The following is a 16,675-nucleotide window of genomic DNA, read 5'->3' as shown; positions in this document are numbered from 1 at the left end:
GTGGGCCCGAGGACCCCGTCCGGGAGCCACCCGGGGCTGGGGGACGGCGCAGCTTGGGAAAACCTCAGAAGACTGGTCAGACCAGAAGACTTTCGACACCCCGCCGAACGCGGGGCGCCGAGCGAGACTACGAGCCCCTGTGCGGCCTCGCGTCCGCACGGCGGCACCAGGAAATGGTCCGGCCCGAGCATCCTCGTGATGCCGGTCGGCCACCGGTGCCCTGCCGTGCCCGGATACGGAGCCCGGGGGCCTGACGGGAGATCCACCCGCATGCTCGATAACACCGATCCGCAGCAGACTGCGGCAGCGGAACAGAACGAGAACACCGTCGCCACCGGCGACGGAACCACCGGCGAGGGCGCGTCCGCCGCGCCGCCGCGCCGCCGTCGCAGGGCGGTGTCCCGCCCCGCGGGCACCCCGCAGGGTGCCGCCGCCGACTCCGCCGAGACGGTGATCGCGGCCGAGGCGCCCGCCGCCGAGGCCCCCGCCGTGGAGGCGCCGGCGGCCGAGCCGGTCGCCGAGAAGCCCGTCCGGGCCCGCCGGACCCGCAAGCGTGCCGAGGCGCCCGCCGGGGCGCCGGAGGCCACCCCGATCGTCGTCACCGGCCCGGAGGCCGCCGAGGCGCCCGTCGTGGAGGCGCCCGCCGAGGCCCCCGCCGTGGAGGCGCCGGCGGCCGAGCCGGTCGCCGAGAAGCCCGCCCGGGCCCGCCGGACCCGCAAGCGTGCCGAGGCGCCGGTGAGCGCGCCCGCCGCTGCCGAGGCACCCGTCGAGACTCCGGCCGAGGCGCCGGCCGCCGAGGCCGCACCGGTCGAGGAGGCTCCCGCCGCCCCGGCCCGCCGCCCCCGCCGCCGCCGCGTGGTCGAGGCCGCGCCGCTCGTCGAGGAGACCCCGGTCGAGGAGCCCGCCGCCGAGGAGGAGCCCGCCGAGGAGGAGGCCGCGGCCGTCGCGCCCGTCGCCGAGCCCGAGCCCGCTCCGGCCCCCGCGCCGGTCGCCGAGGCCGAGCCGACCCACCGGGTGCGCCGTCGCGCGGTCCGCCCGTCCACCGCCATCTTCCAGGCTCCGGTCTTCCAGGAGCCGGCGCCCTACACCGCGCCGCCGGCCCCGGCCGCTGCCCCGGCCGCCCCGGCTGCCGCGACCGCTCCGGTCGAGACCCCGGCCCCGGCCGAGGCCCCTGCCGTGAAGGCCACGGAGGAGGACGAGTACGAGTACAGCGGCGTCGGTCGCCGTCGTCGTACCCGCACCCAGGTGCGGGTGCAGACCCCGGGCCGCCGCAAGTCCGCCGCTCCCGCCGCCGCTGCAGCCGCCGCCCCTGCCGCTCCCGCCGCCCCGGTGGTCGCGCCGGTCGAGGCGCCCGCCGTCGTCGCGGCCCCGGCCGCTGTCGAGGCCCCCGCCGCCGGCCCCGAGGCCGAGGACGAGTGGGAGGACGGCCGTCCGTCGCGCCGCCGTCGCCGGGGTGGCCGTCGCCGCCGTCGTGGCGAGGCCGAGGACTTCGAGGCCGAGGCCGCCGAGACCGAGCAGCCCGTCCAGGAGCCGGCCGCCGACGTCGAGGACGAGGAGGGCGAGGACGACGACGAGCTGTCCGCCGGCCTGGCCTCCTCCCGTCGCCGTCGCCGTCGTCGCCGTCGCAGCGGTGAGGCCGGTGCCACCGAGGCCGCCGAGACCACCGAGGACGGCGTCCGCACGGTGGTGAAGGTGCGCGAGCCGCGCCGCCGCTCCACCGAGCCGTCCTTCGACCCGGACGAGGTGCAGTCCATCAAGGGCTCCACCCGCCTGGAGGCCAAGAAGCAGCGCCGTCGCGAGGGCCGCGAGCTGGGCCGCCGTCGGGTGCCGATCATCACCGAGGCCGAGTTCCTGGCCCGCCGCGAGTCGGTCGAGCGCGTCATGGTGGTGCGCCAGAACGGCCAGCGCACCCAGATCGGCGTCCTCGAGGACGGCGTGCTGGTCGAGCACTACGTCAACAAGGAGCAGGCCACCTCGTACGTCGGCAACGTCTACCTGGGCAAGGTCCAGAACGTGCTGCCGTCGATGGAGGCCGCCTTCGTCGACATCGGCAAGGGCCGCAACGCGGTGCTGTACGCCGGTGAGGTGAACTTCGGCTCGCTGGGCGGCCACGGTGGCCCGCGCCGGATCGAGTCGGTGCTGAAGTCCGGCCAGTCCGTCCTGGTGCAGGTCTCCAAGGACCCGATCGGCCACAAGGGCGCCCGCCTGACCAGCCAGATCTCGCTGCCCGGCCGCTACCTGGTGTACGTGCCCGAGGGCTCGATGACCGGCATCTCGCGCAAGCTGCCCGAGAACGAGCGGGCCCGCCTGAAGCAGATCCTCAAGAAGATCGTCCCCGACGACGCGGGCGTCATCGTGCGCACCGCCGCCGAGGGCGCCTCCGAGGAGGAGCTGACCCGCGACGTCCAGCGCCTCCAGCAGCAGTGGGAGGAGATCCAGAAGAAGGCCGCGACCGGCAACGCCCCCGCGCTGCTCTACGGCGAGCCGGACATGACCGTCCGGGTCGTCCGCGACATCTTCAACGAGGACTTCACCAAGGTCATCGTCTCCGGCACCGAGGCGTGGAACACCATCCACGACTACGTCTCCAACGTGGCCCCCGACCTGGCCGAGCGCCTGCAGCGGTGGACCTCCGAGGTGGACGTGTTCGCCACCTACCGGATCGACGAGCAGCTGATGAAGGCGCTGGACCGCAAGGTCTGGCTGCCCAGCGGTGGTTCGCTGGTGATCGACCGCACCGAGGCGATGGTCGTCATCGACGTCAACACCGGCAAGTTCGTCGGTCAGGGCGGCAACCTCGAAGAGACCGTCACCCGCAACAACATCGAGGCGGCCGAGGAGATCGTGCGCCAGCTGCGGCTGCGCGACCTCGGCGGCATCATCGTGATCGACTTCATCGACATGGTGCTGGAGTCCAACCGGGACCTGGTGCTGCGCCGTCTGCTGGAGTGCCTGGGCCGGGACCGGACCAAGCACCAGGTGGCCGAGGTCACCTCGCTGGGCCTGGTCCAGATGACCCGCAAGCGGGTCGGCCAGGGCCTGCTGGAGTCGTTCTCCGAGCCGTGCGTCCACTGCAACGGGCGCGGCGTGATCGTGCACATGGAGCAGCCGAGCGCCCACGTCCACACCGGTGGCGGCCTGGCCGTCGCGGCGGGCGAGGCGGGCTCGGGCAGCGGCAAGCGCCGGCGCCGGGGCAAGGGCGGTGCCGCCCAGGACGAGGCGCAGGCCGCGGTCGAGGTCGACACCGAGGCACCGGAGCACGAGGAGGTCGAGGGCCAGCTCGCGATCGAGGTGCCGGTGGCCGAGGTCGAGTTCGAGGCCGAGGCCGAGGTCGTCGTCGAGCCGGTGACCGAGCCGGCGGTCGTCCAGGAGACGGCCCAGCCGAGCCTGGTCGAGATCCCCGCCGCCACGGCGGCGCCGGCCGGCCGCATCCGCCGCCGGGCGGTGCGCAAGGCGACGGCTCCGGCCGGGGCTCCCGCCGAGGCCGAGATCGTGGTGCTGCAGGCCCGTGCCGACGCGGCGCTGGAGGCGGCCTTCGCGGCCGCCGAGACGCCCGGGGCGACCCCGGCCGAGGTACCGGCGCAAGCCGCCGTCGAGACGCCCGCCGAGGCTCTTGTGGAGGCCCCCGCCGAGGCCGAGCCGGCTGTCGAGGAGCCCGAGGCGGCTCCCGCCGAGGCCGCCGCGACCGAGGAGCCCGCCGAGGAGGCGCCGGCCCCGAAGAAGCGGGCCGCGCGCAAGACCACGGCGAAGAAGACGGCCGCCAAGAAGACCACGACGGCGGCCGCCGCGAAGAAGACCACCGCCCGCAAGACCGCCACCAAGCGGACGAGCGCGGCGGCCAAGAAGGCCGCGGCCGCCGAGGGTGATTCGGCAGCCGAGTAGTGCCCCGGTCCGGGGCGCACGCGAGTGCGCCCCGGACCAGGACGGCCCGGTTTGCCCCGAAGGCGGCCGGTCCGTATTCTTGACCCTCGGCGTGTCTACGCCGCGCTCCCGAGCACATCACCTTCCGGGCGCCTCGTCAGAGGAGTCGGGGAGAGGCCCCTGTGTCCGTACCCAGGTGGCTGGCATCTGGAGCTCCGACCGAGTTAGGAAAGTGGGTACCGCATGTACGCGATCGTTCGCGCAGGCGGCCGCCAGCACAAGGTCGCCGTCGGCGACGTGCTGGAGATCGACCGTATCGAGGCCAAGCCGGGTGACTCGGTGGAGCTCTCCACCATCCTGGTCGTCGACGGTGACGCAGTCACCTCCGACCCGTGGGTGCTGGCCGGCGTGAAGGCTCACGCCGAGGTGGTCGACCAGACCAAGGGCGAGAAGATCGTCATCCTGCGCTACAAGAACAAGACCGGCTACCGTCGCCGCCAGGGTCACCGCCAGCAGCACACTGCTGTGCGGATCACGAGCATCGACACCGTCAGCAAGTAAGGGGATAGCGAGATGGCACACAAGAAGGGCGCAAGCTCTACCCGGAACGGCCGTGACTCGAACGCCCAGCGCCTCGGCGTGAAGCGCTTCGGCGGCCAGGTCGTCTCCGCCGGCGAGATCATCGTCCGCCAGCGTGGCACCCACTTCCACCCGGGCGCCAACGTCGGCCGTGGTGGCGACGACACCCTGTTCGCGCTGGCCGCCGGTGCGGTGCAGTTCGGCACCCGTCGCGGCCGCAAGGTCGTCAACATCGTGGCCGTCGAGGCCTGAGTCGGACAAGACTCACAATGAAGGGTGGGCCGGAATGATCCGGTCCACCCTTCATGCTTTAGAGCAGGTCAACACTTTCTTCGCACTGGAGGCACACCCATGACCACCTTCGTGGACCGCGTCGAGCTGTACGTCGCCGCGGGTAACGGGGGCCACGGCTGCGCCTCCGTGCACCGGGAGAAGTTCAAGCCGCTGGGAGGCCCCGACGGCGGCAACGGCGGTGAGGGCGGCAGCGTCATCCTCACCGTGGACGCGCAGATCACCACCCTGCTCGAGTACCACCACTCGCCCAAGCGCAAGGCGACCAACGGCAAGCCCGGCGCGGGCGGCAACCGGACCGGCGCCGAGGGTCACGACCTCGTCCTGTCGGTGCCGGACGGCACCGTCGTGATGGACCGGCAGGGCAACGTCCTCGCCGACCTGGTCGGCCACGGCACCAGCTTCGTCGCCGCCGCCGGCGGCCGCGGCGGCCTGGGCAACGCGGCGCTGGCCTCGTCCCGCCGCAAGGCGCCCGGCTTCGCGCTGCTCGGCGAGCCGGGTGAGGCCCGTGACATCGTCATGGAGCTCAAGTCCGTCGCCGACGTGGCCCTGGTGGGCTACCCGAGCGCCGGCAAGTCCTCGCTGATCTCGGTGATCTCCGCCGCCAAGCCGAAGATCGCGGACTACCCGTTCACCACCCTGATCCCCAACCTCGGCGTGGTGACCGCCGGCGACACCGTCTACACCGTCGCCGACGTGCCCGGCCTGATCCCGGGCGCCAGCCAGGGCCGCGGCCTCGGCCTGGAGTTCCTGCGGCACGTCGAGCGCTGCTCGGTGCTGGTCCACGTGCTGGACTGCGCGACCCTGGAGCCCGGCCGCGACCCGCTGACCGACCTGGAGACCATCGAGGCCGAGCTGGCCCAGTACGGCGGCCTGGAGGACCGGCCGCGCCTGGTGGCGCTCAACAAGATCGACGTGCCGGACGGCCAGGACATCGCCGACCTCACCCGGGCCTCGCTGGAGGAGCGCGGCTACCGCGTCTTCGAGGTGTCCGCCGCCTCCCGCAAGGGCCTGCGCGAGCTGAACTTCGCGATGGCGCAGATCGTCGCCGAGGCGCGGGCGGCCAAGCCGCTGGAGGAGTCCACCCGGATCGTGCTGCGGCCGACGGCCGTGGACGACGAGGGCTTCACCATCACCGAGGAGGACGGCGCCTTCCGCATCCGCGGCATCAAGCCGGAGCGCTGGGTCCGCCAGACGGACTTCTCCAACGACGAGGCCGTCGGCTACCTCGCCGACCGGCTGGCCCGCCTCGGCATCGAGGACAGGCTGTGGAAGGTCGGGGCCCACGAGGGCGACACCGTCATCATCGGCCCCGAGGAGAACGCCGTCGTCTTCGACTGGGAGCCGACCATGGCCGCCGGTGCCGAGATGCTCGGCCGCCGCGGTGAGGACCACCGCTTCGAGAACCCGCGCCCGGCGGTCGACCGCCGCCGCGAGAAGCAGAAGGGCCGGGACGCGGCCGAGTCCGAGTTCCTCGCCTTCGAGGCGCTCTCCAGCGGCCGCCAGGCGGCCGTCGAGGGCGACGACGACGAGGAGTAGGACCGGCCGGTCCCAGCCTGCGCGCCACCGCGGCCCCGTCTCCTTCCGGAGGCGGGGCCGCGGTGGCGTGCTGGACTGACGAAACGTCACTTCGCCCGGTGGGCAAGGGGATTGCCGAAGCCGGCCGGCTCGGGCGCGGCCGGCGGGGGTGTCCCTCCCCGGCGCGACCGGTGGGCTCGCGGCCCGCCGGCCGCGAGCCGCGGCCGGGGCCGGTCCAGCCGGTGAACTGCCCTGCGGCCGAGCCGCGTCGATCGCGTAGATTGCGGGGGTAACGGCCGGGCCCGGGCCCGCCGTACCCGCACCACACCGGAAGGGCGTACAGCGAGATGAGCGAGGACTCACTGCGGGAGGAGGTCCTGACCGCGCGGCGGATCGTCGTCAAGGTCGGTTCCTCCTCACTCACCACGGCGGCCGGCGGCCTGGACGCCGACCGGGTCGACGCCCTGGTGGACGCGCTCGCCAAGGTGCGCAGCGGCCCGGACGCCCCCGAGGTGGTCCTGGTCTCCTCCGGCGCCATCGCGGCCGGCCTGGCCCCGCTGGGCCTGGACCGGCGCCCCAAGGACCTCGCCCGCCAACAGGCCGCCGCGAGCGTCGGCCAGGGCCTGCTGGTCGCCCGCTACACCGCCTCGTTCGCCCGGTACGGCATCAGGGTCGGCCAGGTGCTGCTGACCGCCGAGGACGCCAGCCGGCGGGTCCACTACCGCAACGCCTACCGGACGCTGGACCAGCTGCTGGCGATGGGCGCGATGCCGATCGTCAACGAGAACGACACCGTCGCCACCGCCGAAATCAAGTTCGGTGACAACGACCGGCTGGCCGCGCTGGTCGCCCACCTGGTCCGCGCCGACCTGCTCGTCCTGCTCTCCGACGTGGACGGCCTCTACGACGGCGACCCGAGCCGCCCCGGCACCAGCCGGATCGCCCAGGTGGCCGGGCCGCACGACCTGGACGGCGTCTCGATCGGCAGCGCGGGCAAGGCCGGCGTCGGCACCGGCGGCATGGTCACCAAGGTGGAGGCGGCCCGGATCGCCACCGGCGCCGGCATCCCCGTGGTGCTCACCGCCGCCAGCCGGGCCGCCGACGCGCTGGCCGGCCGGCCCACCGGCACGCTGTTCCTGCGCACCGGCAGCCGCTCCTCCGACCGGCTGCTCTGGCTGGCCCACGCCAGCAGCCCGCGCGGCGCCCTGCACCTGGACGAGGGCGCCGTCGCGGCGGTCGTCTCCGGGGGCGCCTCGCTGCTGCCGGCCGGGGTCACCAAGGTCGACGGGGAGTTCGCCGCAGGTGATCCGGTGGACCTTCTTGGCGAAAACGGCCACATCGTGGCGCGCGGACTGGTCAACTTTGATGCGAGGGAGTTGCCCCGGCTGCTCGGCCGGTCCACCCGAGACCTGGCCCAGGAGTTCGGTGCCGCGTACGAGCGCGAGGTCGTCCACCGTGACGACCTGGTCGTCCTGCGCGGCTGACCGGCCTGGAGGAGCGGCGGCGACTGCGCGCGGGATGCAGGCCCGGCCACGGGCGAGGAGGGGCGCGGCCGTACGCGCCGGGCCGGGGCCGGCGGGTACGACGACACGAGATCGCCGAACAGGAGGCCGCCGGTGGAACGCAGGCGCGAGGCAGCGCTGACCGGAGGAACGGCGGGCCGGCGGCTGACCAGCATCGACGGCGGGCGCGGGGCCGACGCCCCGGCCGAGCCGGCCGGTCCGCCACCGCAGGAGCCCGGCGCGGTACGCAGGATCGGGCCGGACCGGCGGGACGAGGGCGAGCCGCCCACGGTGCCCGAACAGGCCCGGCTGTGGCACGTGGTGCTGAGCGTGGCCGGGCAGACCACCCCGCTGTCCGCGCTGCGGGCGGGGCTGGAGCGCCTGGCGCACGACCACTCGTTCTTCCTGACCGCCCGCTACGCGGCCGACCACGCGGAGATCCGCTACTGGGAGCAGGCCCGGGACCTGCACGACGCGGCGGCGATCGCGCTGCGGCTCTGGGGCGAGCACAAGGTCACCGCGAGCCTGCCGCCCTGGGAGATCGTCGGTCTGGAGGTGGTCGACCGGGCGACGTACCACAAGCGGGTCGCCGAGGGCTTCGGCGATCCGCCGCCGCACCTGGGCGGGGTGCACCCGTACTGACTTGTCGGGGCCTCGGCTCGCCGCCGGGGCGCTCGGTCCGGTGCCGACGGTCGGCGCTCCAAGGCCCTCGTCCCTCGGGCCTCCCCGCTTCTCCCTTTCGGCACCGGCGCGCCCCTTCGGCTCGCTCGGTCTGGTGGGCCCCGGCTCGCCGCCGGGGCGCTCGGGTGGTGTCTCACCGGGCGAAATGCCCGGCGGGCGGCGTCCGCGCAGTCGCTACCCTTGGCGCATGACCAGCGACCTCGCCACCGCCGACAGCCCCGTCCTCGCCGTAGCGCGCCGTGCCCGGGAGGCCGCGGCCGTGCTCGCCCCGCTGCCGCGTCGGGCGAAGGACGCCGCGCTGGCGGCGATCGCGGACGCCCTGGTGGCCCGGAGCGCGGAGATCACCGCCGCCAACGCCGAGGACGTCGCGCGCGCCCGGGAGGCGGGCACCGCCGAGTCGGTGATCGACCGGCTCACCCTCACCGACGAGCGGATCGCCGCGATCGCCTCGGACGTCCGCGACGTGGCCGGCCTGCCCGATCCGGTCGGCGAGGTGGTGCGCGGCTACACCCTGCCCAACGGCCTGGACGTGCGACAGGTCCGGGTCCCGCTGGGCGTGGTCGGCATCATCTACGAGGCCCGTCCGAACGTCACCGTGGACGCCGCCGCGCTCTGCCTGAAGTCCGGCAACGCGGTGCTGCTGCGCGGCTCGGCCTCCGCCTACCGCTCCAACACCGCGCTGATCGCGGTGCTGCGGGACGCCGTCGTCTCGGCGGGCCTGCCCGCCGACGTGATCCAGCTCGTCCCGGGCGAGAGCCGGGACTCCGTCCAGGAGCTGATGCGCGCCCGGGGCCTGGTGGACGTGCTGATCCCGCGCGGCGGAGCCTCGCTGATCCGTACCGTGGTCGAGGGCTCGACCGTGCCGGTGATCGAGACCGGTACCGGCAACTGCCACGTCTACGTGGACGCCGAGACGGACCTGGCGATGGCGGTCGGCATCCTGCTGAACTCGAAGGCGCAGCGGGTCAGCGTCTGCAACTCCGCCGAGACCCTGCTCGTCCACCAGGACGTCGCGGAGGCGTTCCTGCCGCTCGCGCTGGCGGCCCTGGCGCAGGCCGGAGTGACGGTGCACGGCGACGACGCGGTGCTCAAGGCCGCCGAGGGCTCGGGGGCCACCGTGGTGCCGGCCACCGAGGCGGACTGGGAGACCGAGTACCTGTCGTACGACCTGGCGGCGGCCGTGGTGCCCTCGCTGGAAGCCGCCGTCGCGCACATCCGCCGCTGGTCCTCCGGCCACACCGAGGCGATCGTCACCACCTCGCAGGCCGCCGCCCGCCGTTTCACCCAGCTGGTCGACGCGACGACGGTGGCCGTCAACGCCTCGACCCGGTTCACCGACGGCGGTGAGTTCGGCTTCGGTGCCGAGATCGGCATCTCGACCCAGAAGCTGCACGCCCGCGGCCCGATGGGCCTGCCGGAGCTGACCAGCACCAAGTACATCGTCACTGGTGACGGGCATGTCCGGGGCGAGGCGACGCAGACCGTGGGCGGTGCGGCCGAGGCCCGCTGAGCGGGCCGGGAAGCCCGGGGCGGCCGGCCGGCGTCACACGAGTGACGGACCAAGTGCGAGGAGCCACAGACAAATCGCCCGACCGGTAATACGCTGAATCCGTGGCTGACGATGTGGGGGGCTCGCCGTACCCCGACGGCGCCGACCACGGTGGTGCGGACGACGAGTTCGCCACCGTGGTCTTCGATGAGGCCTTCGTCCGGTCCGCCGCCGTGCACGAGCCGACAGCCAAGGAGCGGCAGCTCGCCGCCGCCGAGGCGCGGTTCGAGCCGGACGCGGTGGCGCCGGGCTGGGGCTATGACGTCCCCGCCGGTGACGGGGTGCCGCTGGAGCTGCGCCCCCACCCGAGCGGACTGGACGACGACCGGCTCTACCCCGACCCGTGGTCGGGCCCCGGCCGGGTGGCCGGGCGCCGGACCGGGCGGTGGGGGCGGGACAGCGTCTACGACCCGGTCCGGGCACGGCGCGGGCGCTATGTCGCCCAGCAGCGCTGGCACCGGCCGGTGGCCTGGGTGCTTGCCGTGATCATGGGCGTGAGCCTGGTCGCGGTGGCGGTCGCGGCCGTCTACCAGGGCGTGGGCGGGGCCTCCGGCGGTACGCCGCGGCGGCCCGAGTCCGGGAGCAGCAGTGCGGGGGTCGATCCGGCTCCCTCGCCGGCCGAACCGTCGCTCGTGGTCACCGCGCCGGCGGGCTGAGGCACTGATTCGCGAGGTTCGCGCCGGAGTGCGCCCGGGGGCGTTCGCGTGCCGAAGTTCCGGCCACGGAGTGCTCCCGGGAATCTCTGCGAACACCCTCGTGGCCGGGCGCGGATGCGGCTTACCCTGGTGTCATGGGTGACCCGCGAGAGCCTCCGGAGGGTGCGCCCGACGGTGGTTCCGGAAGCGATGACGAGTACCGGTCCGTCGTCTTCGACGAATCGTTCGTCCGGGCTGCCCGGATCCAGGAACTCTCCGCCCGGGAGCGACTGGCGAGTTCGTTCGGCCGGGCCACCCGCCCGCGCATCCGGCTCGGTCCGCTGGGGACCGTGCCGAGGCAGGCGCTCGCCCTGCTGCTGTTGATCCTGCTGGCCTTCTCGGCCGCCGTGTACTTCGGCATCAGTACGCCGAACCCGCAGGCGTCCCGCCCCGAGGGCAGTCAACTGACCGTCAGCCTCGTGGCGTTGAGCCCGGCTTCGGCGGTCCACGCGGTCGCCGACCCGGCCGCCCCGTTCGCCGCGCTGCCGCCCGGCTACAGCGACGGTGCCATCGGCCTGGGGACACCCGCCGGGGCGGCCACCGAGCACTTCAGCAAGATCGAGGTGACCAAGGCGCTCGACACCGTCCAGCGCTACCTGGTGGCCTCCTCGCTGGCGCCGACGGCCCTGATCCAGGGAGCGACCGCCGATGTGCGGGCCTTCGTGACGCCCGGCGAGCAGGCGCAGTTCGACGCCAGCGTGGCGCACCCCGTCGACGACCGCCACCACGCGCTGACCGGATGGGTGGTCCGCTTCGACCCGGCGCAGGTCGCGCTGGCCGCCGACAGCGTGAAGGTGGCGGGAGCGATGCGGATCGACGAGGCGGACAGCACCACCCTCCAGATCACCACTGACCACACCTTCGTCTACGCGCTGAAGTCGGCCGGGGCCCCGAGCGGCGCGCCGGTGACCGTGGAGACCGTCCGGCGCCAGCTGACCTTCCAGTTCGACCGGCTCGACCTGGCCTCCGCCCAGCTGCGGTTGGTGGACTCGGTGCTCCAGGCCGGTCCGGCGCCGTGCGGCAGTTCGCTGGCCGGGTACGTGCAGCCGCTGCTGGCGGGGGCGGACGGTACTTCGGCGGCCGGTGCGCAGCCGATCGACCCGGGCAACCACGCCCGCCCGGCCTGGCAGGTCTGCGGGGTGCTGGCGGGCAGTTGACGCCGGGCCGTGGGGCACCGTGCCGCGGTCCGTCCGGGCAGTCGTGGCGTCGCGGGTCGCCGGGGTGAGGGTCGCCGGGGCGTGGGGCGGCCGGACGCGCCGACGGCTCCCGGCGGGGGAGCCGGGAGCCGTCGGCGGAGCGGGCCAGTCCTCGTCCGGGACCAGGCCCCGTCCGGGGTCAGTCCTCGTCGCGGGGCGTCGAGGAGCCGTTGGTGCGGGTGGCACCGGTGAAGGTGTCGCGGAGCTTGCCGCCGACGGTGGCGGCGCCGCCGGCGACGTCGCGGATCAGGCCCATCAGCGGGTCCTTGCTCTCCTTCACGGAGCTCGTGTAGTGGTCGGCGGCGGCCTTCCACTGCTCGCCGACCGAGGTGTCGGCGTCGTCGGAGCGGCGCGGGTAGGCGCCGGCCTGGATCGAGCGGTACTCCTCGCTCTCCGCCCACTTCTTCAGCTTGGCGACCCGCACCACCGCGAAGGGGTGGCTCTGCGGCAGCACCTGCAGCAGCTTGAGCACGCCGTCGCGCAGGTCCCCGGCCTTCTCGTACTCCTCGGCCTGCTCCAGGAAGGCGTCGACGTTCATCTCGGCCAGGTTGTGGCCGCCGGCCAGCTTCATCAGGGCCCGCATGGAGGCCTGGAGGTCCTGCCCGGCGAGCAGGCCGGCCCGGTCGCAGGAGAGCTCGGCCTTGCGGAACCACTCCTTGAGCGCGGTCACGATCGCCATGATCGCCAGGTTGCCGAGCGGCACCCAGGCGATCCGGGCGGCGATGTTGGTGAGGATCAGCAGCATCGTCCGGTAGACCGCGTGGCCGGACATCGCGTGGCCGACCTCGTGTCCGATGACGGAGCGCAGCTCCTCCTCGTCCAGGAGCTCGACCAGGCCGCTGGTGACCACGATGATCGGGGTGTCGATGCCGATGCAGTAGGCGTTGACCGTCGGGTCCTGGGAGACGTAGAGGTCCGGGACCTTCTCCAGGTCCAGCACGTACGCGGCGTCGCGGACCATCTCGTTCAGCTCGGGGAACTGGCGCTCGGACGTCTTCACGGCGGTGGCCAGGAACATCAGCCGGATCGAACGCTCGGAGACCAGCCCGGCGAGCTTCTTCAGGACGTCGTCGAAGCCGGTCAGCTTGCGCAGCGCGACGAGGGCGGAGCGGTCCGCCGGGTGCTCCCAGGCCCGGGTGGAGATCTCCGGGAAGCGCTGGCGGCGCCGGCTCGGGGTCTTCGAGGTCGTATCGGTCATGGTGTGAGTACCCTCCTGGTCGACGGCGGCCCCGGCAGCTGGCCGGCCCCCGCTGGTCTTCGCCTGCAACGACTGTCTGTGCAACGTCCGTGGTTGCGTACTCGTCCCCGCGGTCACCCTACGCGGCGCGTTCGGCGCCGGAGGGGGCGGTGGCCGGCGCGGGTGTGAGGCCGGTTTACCCTGAATGCCCTGGAGAGCCGAGACCAGACCTGGCCGCGGTACCGAGCAGTCCGAGGAGCCCGCAGATGTCCACCGACGCCCTTGTCAGCCTGGCCGGTCCGATCTCCACGGAGAACGGCCCCGGGCTCTTCCTGCGGATCATCGTGGTGGCCTCCTTCGTCGGTGTCGGTCTGCTCGCCTGGGCCCTGCTGCGGGCCGGTCGCAACAACTGAGCACTCCCGGACGGGCCCCGCCGGGCGCCCGGCTCACGCCGGATCAGACGCGGTGGGCCGCCGAGCGGTTGCCGTGTCGGCACCCGTACGATGACGGGTGGGCCCTCACCGGCCCGCACACCCCCTGGTCCGTCACCCGAGCCGAGAAGGTCCGCCGACCATGAGCACTGCCGCCGCACTTCCCGTCCTGAACCTGCTCGCCTCCGAGGGCGAGGGGGGCAACCACGACAGCCTCAACCCGTACCTGACCGGTGGCGCCGCACTGTTCGTCCTGCTGCTGCTGCTCTACGTGACCACCCGCTTCAACCGGGACCGCTGAGCGGCGCGATGAGCCCCGCCGGGGCGGCCCGGGGAGCGTCCGGCGGGAGCGCCGGCCGCTCCCTCACGCGTCCTCCGGACGCCCGCCACCCGGGCGTTCCCGCACCGTAACGGGCGTCGCGTAAGGTGTGGCGGCATGGGAGAGCAGGCCGGGAATCCCGGCGGACCGGTACCGGTGAAGAAGCGGCTCGGCGTGATGGGCGGCACCTTCGACCCGATCCACCACGGGCACCTGGTAGCCGCCAGCGAGGTGGCGAGCGCGTTCCACCTCGATGAGGTGATCTTCGTTCCGACCGGGCAGCCGTGGCAGAAGACCGACCGCCTGGTGACGCCGGCCGAGGACCGCTACCTGATGACGGTCATCGCCACCGCCGAGAACCCGCAGTTCTCGGTCAGCCGGATCGACATCGACCGCGAGGGCCCGACGTACACCGTCGACACCCTGCGCGACCTGCGCGCGCTCCACCCGGACGCCGACCTCTTCTTCATCACCGGCGCCGACGCGCTCGCGCAGATCCTCTCCTGGCGGGACTCCGAGGAGCTTTTCTCGCTCGCCCACTTCATCGGCTGCACCCGGCCGGGGCACACTCTTTCGGACGCCGGGCTTCCGGTGGGCGGGGTCTCCCTGGTGGAGGTCCCGGCGCTGGCCATCTCCTCCACGGACTGCCGCAACCGGGTCGCCAAGGGCGAACCGGTCTGGTACCTCGTCCCGGACGGCGTGGTCCGCTACATCGACAAGCGGGCGCTCTACGCGCCGCACCGGACCTGATCCCCGGAGGGGCCGACGGATGACCGATCGCAGGGGACAGCAGGACGACTGGTCCACCGGGCAGTACCAGCAGCAGTACCCGCCCCGGCAGCAGGGCGGCTACGAGCAGCAGTACGACCAGTACGGGCAGCCGGTACCGCCGGCGCAGCCCTACGGGCAGGACCAGTACACCGCCTACCAGGGGCAGGGCCAGGACCAGTACCAGCAGGCGTACCAGCCCTACGAGCAGCCGCAGCAAGGCGGCGGCTACGACCAGCAGGGCGGCTACGGGCAGCAGCAGTACGACCAGTACGACCCGTACGGGCAGCCGGCGGCGCCCGGCGGGCAGGCGTACCAGCAGCCCGGCGGCTACCAGGGGCAGGGCCAGGACCAGTACCAGCAGACCTACCAGCCGTACGAGCAGCCGCAGCAGGGCGGCTACGGACAGCAGGGCGGCTACGAGCAGCAGCAGTACGGGACCGCGCCGCAGCCGGTGGTCACCGAGCCGGAGCGCGAGCAGGCCGCCCCGGTGCCGCCGCGCCCCCGCACGCCCCGGCCGGCCCCCGCAGAGGCGGCGCCGGCCCGGCCCGCGGCGCCGTCCGAACAGGTCGGCGGAAGCCGCGCGGCCAAGGCAGCCGGCGGCGCCGGCAAGGTGCCCGGGGACGACTACCCCACCGGTGAGTTCACCTTCGTCGACGAGGAGGCGGAGGAGACCGAGGACGTCATCGACTGGTTGAAGTTCGCCGAGTCGCGCAGCGAGGTGCGCGCCGAGCGCCGCCGCAAGCTGCGCAACCGGCTGATCGGCGCCGGTGTGGTGCTGGCCCTCGCGGCCGCCGGCGCCGGCGGCTACCTCTGGCTCACCGGCGACAAGCAGAGCGCGGCGACCGCCGCCGGCCCGCGCCAGGTCAACGTGGTGCACCTGCGCGACCTGCAGGGCAAGGTCTCCAGCGCGCTGCTGGTGAACGACGCCGCAGGGCACAAGGGCACCGTGCTGCTGCTGCCGGACACGCTGCGCCTGCCCGGCCCGGGCGACCCGCCGCTGACCTCCGTCGGCCAGGCGATGGACAGCATCGGCCCGTCCGCCACCCGTGATGCCCTGACCGCCGTGCTGGGCGCCCCGGTGGCCGGCACCTGGCGGCTCGACACCCCGTACCTGGAACTGCTGGTCGCCCAGCTCGGCGGGGTCCGGGTGGACACCAACGCGGAGACCCACGAGGGCGGCAAGCCGGACGGCAAGCTGCTCTCCGCGGCGGGCAAGAACACGCTGCTGAGCGGAAAGGCGGCCGTCGCCTACGCCACCCTGCAGGCCTCCGGCGAGAGCCGGGACGCCCAGCTGGCCCGGTTCGGCCAGGTCATGGACGCGGTGATGCGGACCATGCCGACCGAGTTCAAGGACGCCAAGGACGACGTGCACCGGATGAACGCGGTGCTCGACCCGTCGCTGCCCGAGGACGCCCTGGCCGGAGTGCTCGTCCAGCTCGCCCAGCAGGCGAAGGACGGCCACCTCGGGACCACCGCGCTGACCGTGAAGCCGGACGGCACCCTGGACGAGGCCGGCGCCGGCCAGCAGGTCAAGGACGTGCTGGGCGGCACGCTGAAGTCCGCCTCCTCGGCCGACGCGCCGGCCCGGATCTCGATCCAGGACGCCACCGGCAACGACCAGGCGGCCGCGGCCGCGCAGGTCCAGGTGGTGAACGCGGGCCTCACCTTCATCCCCGGCGGGGCGAAGGCGGCGCCGCAGGCGGTCAGTGAGATCCGCTACACCGACGACGCCCGGCAGGCCGCGGCGAAGTCGCTGGCGATCAGCCTCAATCTGCCGGAGACGGCGGCGAAGAAGGTCACCGACGCGCAGAACGCCGACCTGGTGGTCGTCCTCGGCAAGGACTACCAGCCGCCGAAGGCGTCGTAAGGCCCGCGGGGAACGGTTCCCGGGCCGCCCGGTGGCGGGTGGCGCGGGAAACGGTTCCTGGGCCACCGGGGCGGCGTGAGATCCTGGAAGGGGGTGGGCGGCCCCGGGGCCGGGCGCGCCCCCCCCCCCGCGGGGCGCCCCCCCCCGCCGCGAAGGCCACGCCGGCGAGGGCGCTGCCGGCGATCGCGAGCGCCGCACCCGTCCAGCCGGCGACGGTGTGGCCCATGTCGTGCTCGTC

At 73.9% G+C, this 16,675-nt stretch carries 14 protein-coding genes; 13 read left to right on the top strand and 1 reads right to left on the bottom strand.

The genetic code is table 11. The annotated features are described in order from the left end of the window. The first annotated feature begins 270 nt into the window (after nucleotides 1–270). The 9 genes from ACFVYI_RS37290 to ACFVYI_RS37250 all read left to right on the top strand — a co-directional run bounded on the left by ACFVYI_RS37290 (nucleotide 271) and on the right by ACFVYI_RS37250 (nucleotide 11,833). Entirely contained in the window at nucleotides 271–3,882 is a 3,612-nt protein-coding gene (locus tag ACFVYI_RS37290; RefSeq protein WP_387893886.1) for a ribonuclease E/G, read from the top strand. Nucleotides 3,883–4,104: 222 nt separating this feature from the next. Beyond that, a complete protein-coding gene (gene rplU / locus ACFVYI_RS37285; protein WP_387893885.1) occupies nucleotides 4,105–4,422 on the top strand; it encodes a 50S ribosomal protein L21 in 318 nt (105 codons plus the stop codon). 12 nt (nucleotides 4,423–4,434) lie between these two features. After that, the gene (rpmA, locus tag ACFVYI_RS37280; RefSeq protein ID WP_360637120.1) at nucleotides 4,435–4,692 is read left to right on the top strand and encodes a 50S ribosomal protein L27; all 258 of its coding nucleotides are present in this window, start codon (nucleotides 4,435–4,437) and stop codon (nucleotides 4,690–4,692) included. Nucleotides 4,693–4,791: 99 nt separating this feature from the next. Beyond that, complete coding sequence (gene obgE, locus ACFVYI_RS37275) at nucleotides 4,792–6,270, top strand: GTPase ObgE (protein ID WP_387893883.1); 1,479 nt, start codon at nucleotides 4,792–4,794, stop codon at nucleotides 6,268–6,270. A gap of 326 nt (nucleotides 6,271–6,596) precedes the next feature. Then, on the top strand, nucleotides 6,597–7,733 hold the full coding sequence (proB, locus tag ACFVYI_RS37270; RefSeq protein WP_387893881.1) for a glutamate 5-kinase: 1,137 nt from the start codon (nucleotides 6,597–6,599) through the stop codon (nucleotides 7,731–7,733). Nucleotides 7,734–7,865: 132 nt separating this feature from the next. Further along, on the top strand, nucleotides 7,866–8,393 hold the full coding sequence (locus ACFVYI_RS37265; protein ID WP_387893880.1) for a hypothetical protein: 528 nt from the start codon (nucleotides 7,866–7,868) through the stop codon (nucleotides 8,391–8,393). 226 nt (nucleotides 8,394–8,619) lie between these two features. Beyond that, nucleotides 8,620–9,942: a glutamate-5-semialdehyde dehydrogenase gene (locus tag ACFVYI_RS37260; RefSeq protein WP_387893879.1), complete on the top strand. Its 1,323-nt coding sequence runs from the start codon at nucleotides 8,620–8,622 to the stop codon at nucleotides 9,940–9,942. 101 nt (nucleotides 9,943–10,043) lie between these two features. Next, a complete protein-coding gene (locus ACFVYI_RS37255) occupies nucleotides 10,044–10,637 on the top strand; it encodes a hypothetical protein (RefSeq protein ID WP_387893877.1) in 594 nt (197 codons plus the stop codon). A gap of 134 nt (nucleotides 10,638–10,771) precedes the next feature. Next, the gene (locus ACFVYI_RS37250) at nucleotides 10,772–11,833 is read left to right on the top strand and encodes a hypothetical protein (RefSeq protein WP_387893876.1); all 1,062 of its coding nucleotides are present in this window, start codon (nucleotides 10,772–10,774) and stop codon (nucleotides 11,831–11,833) included. A gap of 178 nt (nucleotides 11,834–12,011) precedes the next feature. Here ACFVYI_RS37250 and ACFVYI_RS37245 read toward each other — a convergent pair whose 3' ends face one another. Beyond that, a complete protein-coding gene (locus ACFVYI_RS37245; RefSeq protein WP_387893874.1) occupies nucleotides 12,012–13,070 on the bottom strand; it encodes a M48 family metallopeptidase in 1,059 nt (352 codons plus the stop codon). A 245-nt stretch (nucleotides 13,071–13,315) separates the two neighbouring features. Between ACFVYI_RS37245 and ACFVYI_RS37240 the strand changes: the two genes are divergently transcribed. The 4 genes from ACFVYI_RS37240 (at nucleotide 13,316) to ACFVYI_RS37225 (ending at nucleotide 16,437) form a co-directional block, all read left to right on the top strand. After that, nucleotides 13,316–13,462: a hypothetical protein gene (locus ACFVYI_RS37240; RefSeq protein WP_360637144.1), complete on the top strand. Its 147-nt coding sequence runs from the start codon at nucleotides 13,316–13,318 to the stop codon at nucleotides 13,460–13,462. 160 nt (nucleotides 13,463–13,622) lie between these two features. Then, a complete protein-coding gene (locus ACFVYI_RS37235; RefSeq protein ID WP_360637147.1) occupies nucleotides 13,623–13,781 on the top strand; it encodes a hypothetical protein in 159 nt (52 codons plus the stop codon). 135 nt (nucleotides 13,782–13,916) lie between these two features. Next, nucleotides 13,917–14,549: a nicotinate-nucleotide adenylyltransferase gene (nadD, locus tag ACFVYI_RS37230; protein ID WP_387893871.1), complete on the top strand. Its 633-nt coding sequence runs from the start codon at nucleotides 13,917–13,919 to the stop codon at nucleotides 14,547–14,549. A 19-nt stretch (nucleotides 14,550–14,568) separates the two neighbouring features. Beyond that, nucleotides 14,569–16,437, top strand: a complete 1,869-nt coding sequence (locus tag ACFVYI_RS37225) for an LCP family protein (RefSeq protein WP_387893869.1) — start codon at nucleotides 14,569–14,571, stop codon at nucleotides 16,435–16,437. The last annotated feature ends 238 nt before the right edge of the window (nucleotides 16,438–16,675 follow it).

This window comes from Kitasatospora sp. NPDC058218, assembly GCF_042882445.1.
In the GTDB taxonomy this organism is placed as follows: domain Bacteria; phylum Actinomycetota; class Actinomycetes; order Streptomycetales; family Streptomycetaceae; genus Kitasatospora.
Note: the sequence above shows the minus strand (reverse complement) of the source record. Positions and strands in the feature narration are given on the sequence as shown.

Excerpts from the sequence above, each read along its gene's own strand:
- ACFVYI_RS37225 (WP_387893869.1), top strand. The coding sequence starts at position 14,569 with ATGACCGATCGCAGGGGACAGCAGGACGACTGGTCCACCGGGCAGTAC.
- rplU (WP_387893885.1), top strand. The coding sequence starts at position 4,105 with ATGTACGCGATCGTTCGCGCAGGCGGCCGCCAGCACAAGGTCGCCGTC.
- ACFVYI_RS37250 (WP_387893876.1), top strand. The coding sequence starts at position 10,772 with ATGGGTGACCCGCGAGAGCCTCCGGAGGGTGCGCCCGACGGTGGTTCC.
- nadD (WP_387893871.1), top strand. The coding sequence starts at position 13,917 with ATGGGAGAGCAGGCCGGGAATCCCGGCGGACCGGTACCGGTGAAGAAG.
- proB (WP_387893881.1), top strand. The coding sequence starts at position 6,597 with ATGAGCGAGGACTCACTGCGGGAGGAGGTCCTGACCGCGCGGCGGATC.
- ACFVYI_RS37290 (WP_387893886.1), top strand. The coding sequence starts at position 271 with ATGCTCGATAACACCGATCCGCAGCAGACTGCGGCAGCGGAACAGAAC.
- ACFVYI_RS37235 (WP_360637147.1), top strand. The coding sequence starts at position 13,623 with ATGAGCACTGCCGCCGCACTTCCCGTCCTGAACCTGCTCGCCTCCGAG.
- ACFVYI_RS37260 (WP_387893879.1), top strand. The coding sequence starts at position 8,620 with ATGACCAGCGACCTCGCCACCGCCGACAGCCCCGTCCTCGCCGTAGCG.
- obgE (WP_387893883.1), top strand. The coding sequence starts at position 4,792 with ATGACCACCTTCGTGGACCGCGTCGAGCTGTACGTCGCCGCGGGTAAC.
- ACFVYI_RS37245 (WP_387893874.1), bottom strand. The coding sequence starts at position 13,070 with ATGACCGATACGACCTCGAAGACCCCGAGCCGGCGCCGCCAGCGCTTC.
- rpmA (WP_360637120.1), top strand. The coding sequence starts at position 4,435 with ATGGCACACAAGAAGGGCGCAAGCTCTACCCGGAACGGCCGTGACTCG.
- ACFVYI_RS37240 (WP_360637144.1), top strand. The coding sequence starts at position 13,316 with ATGTCCACCGACGCCCTTGTCAGCCTGGCCGGTCCGATCTCCACGGAG.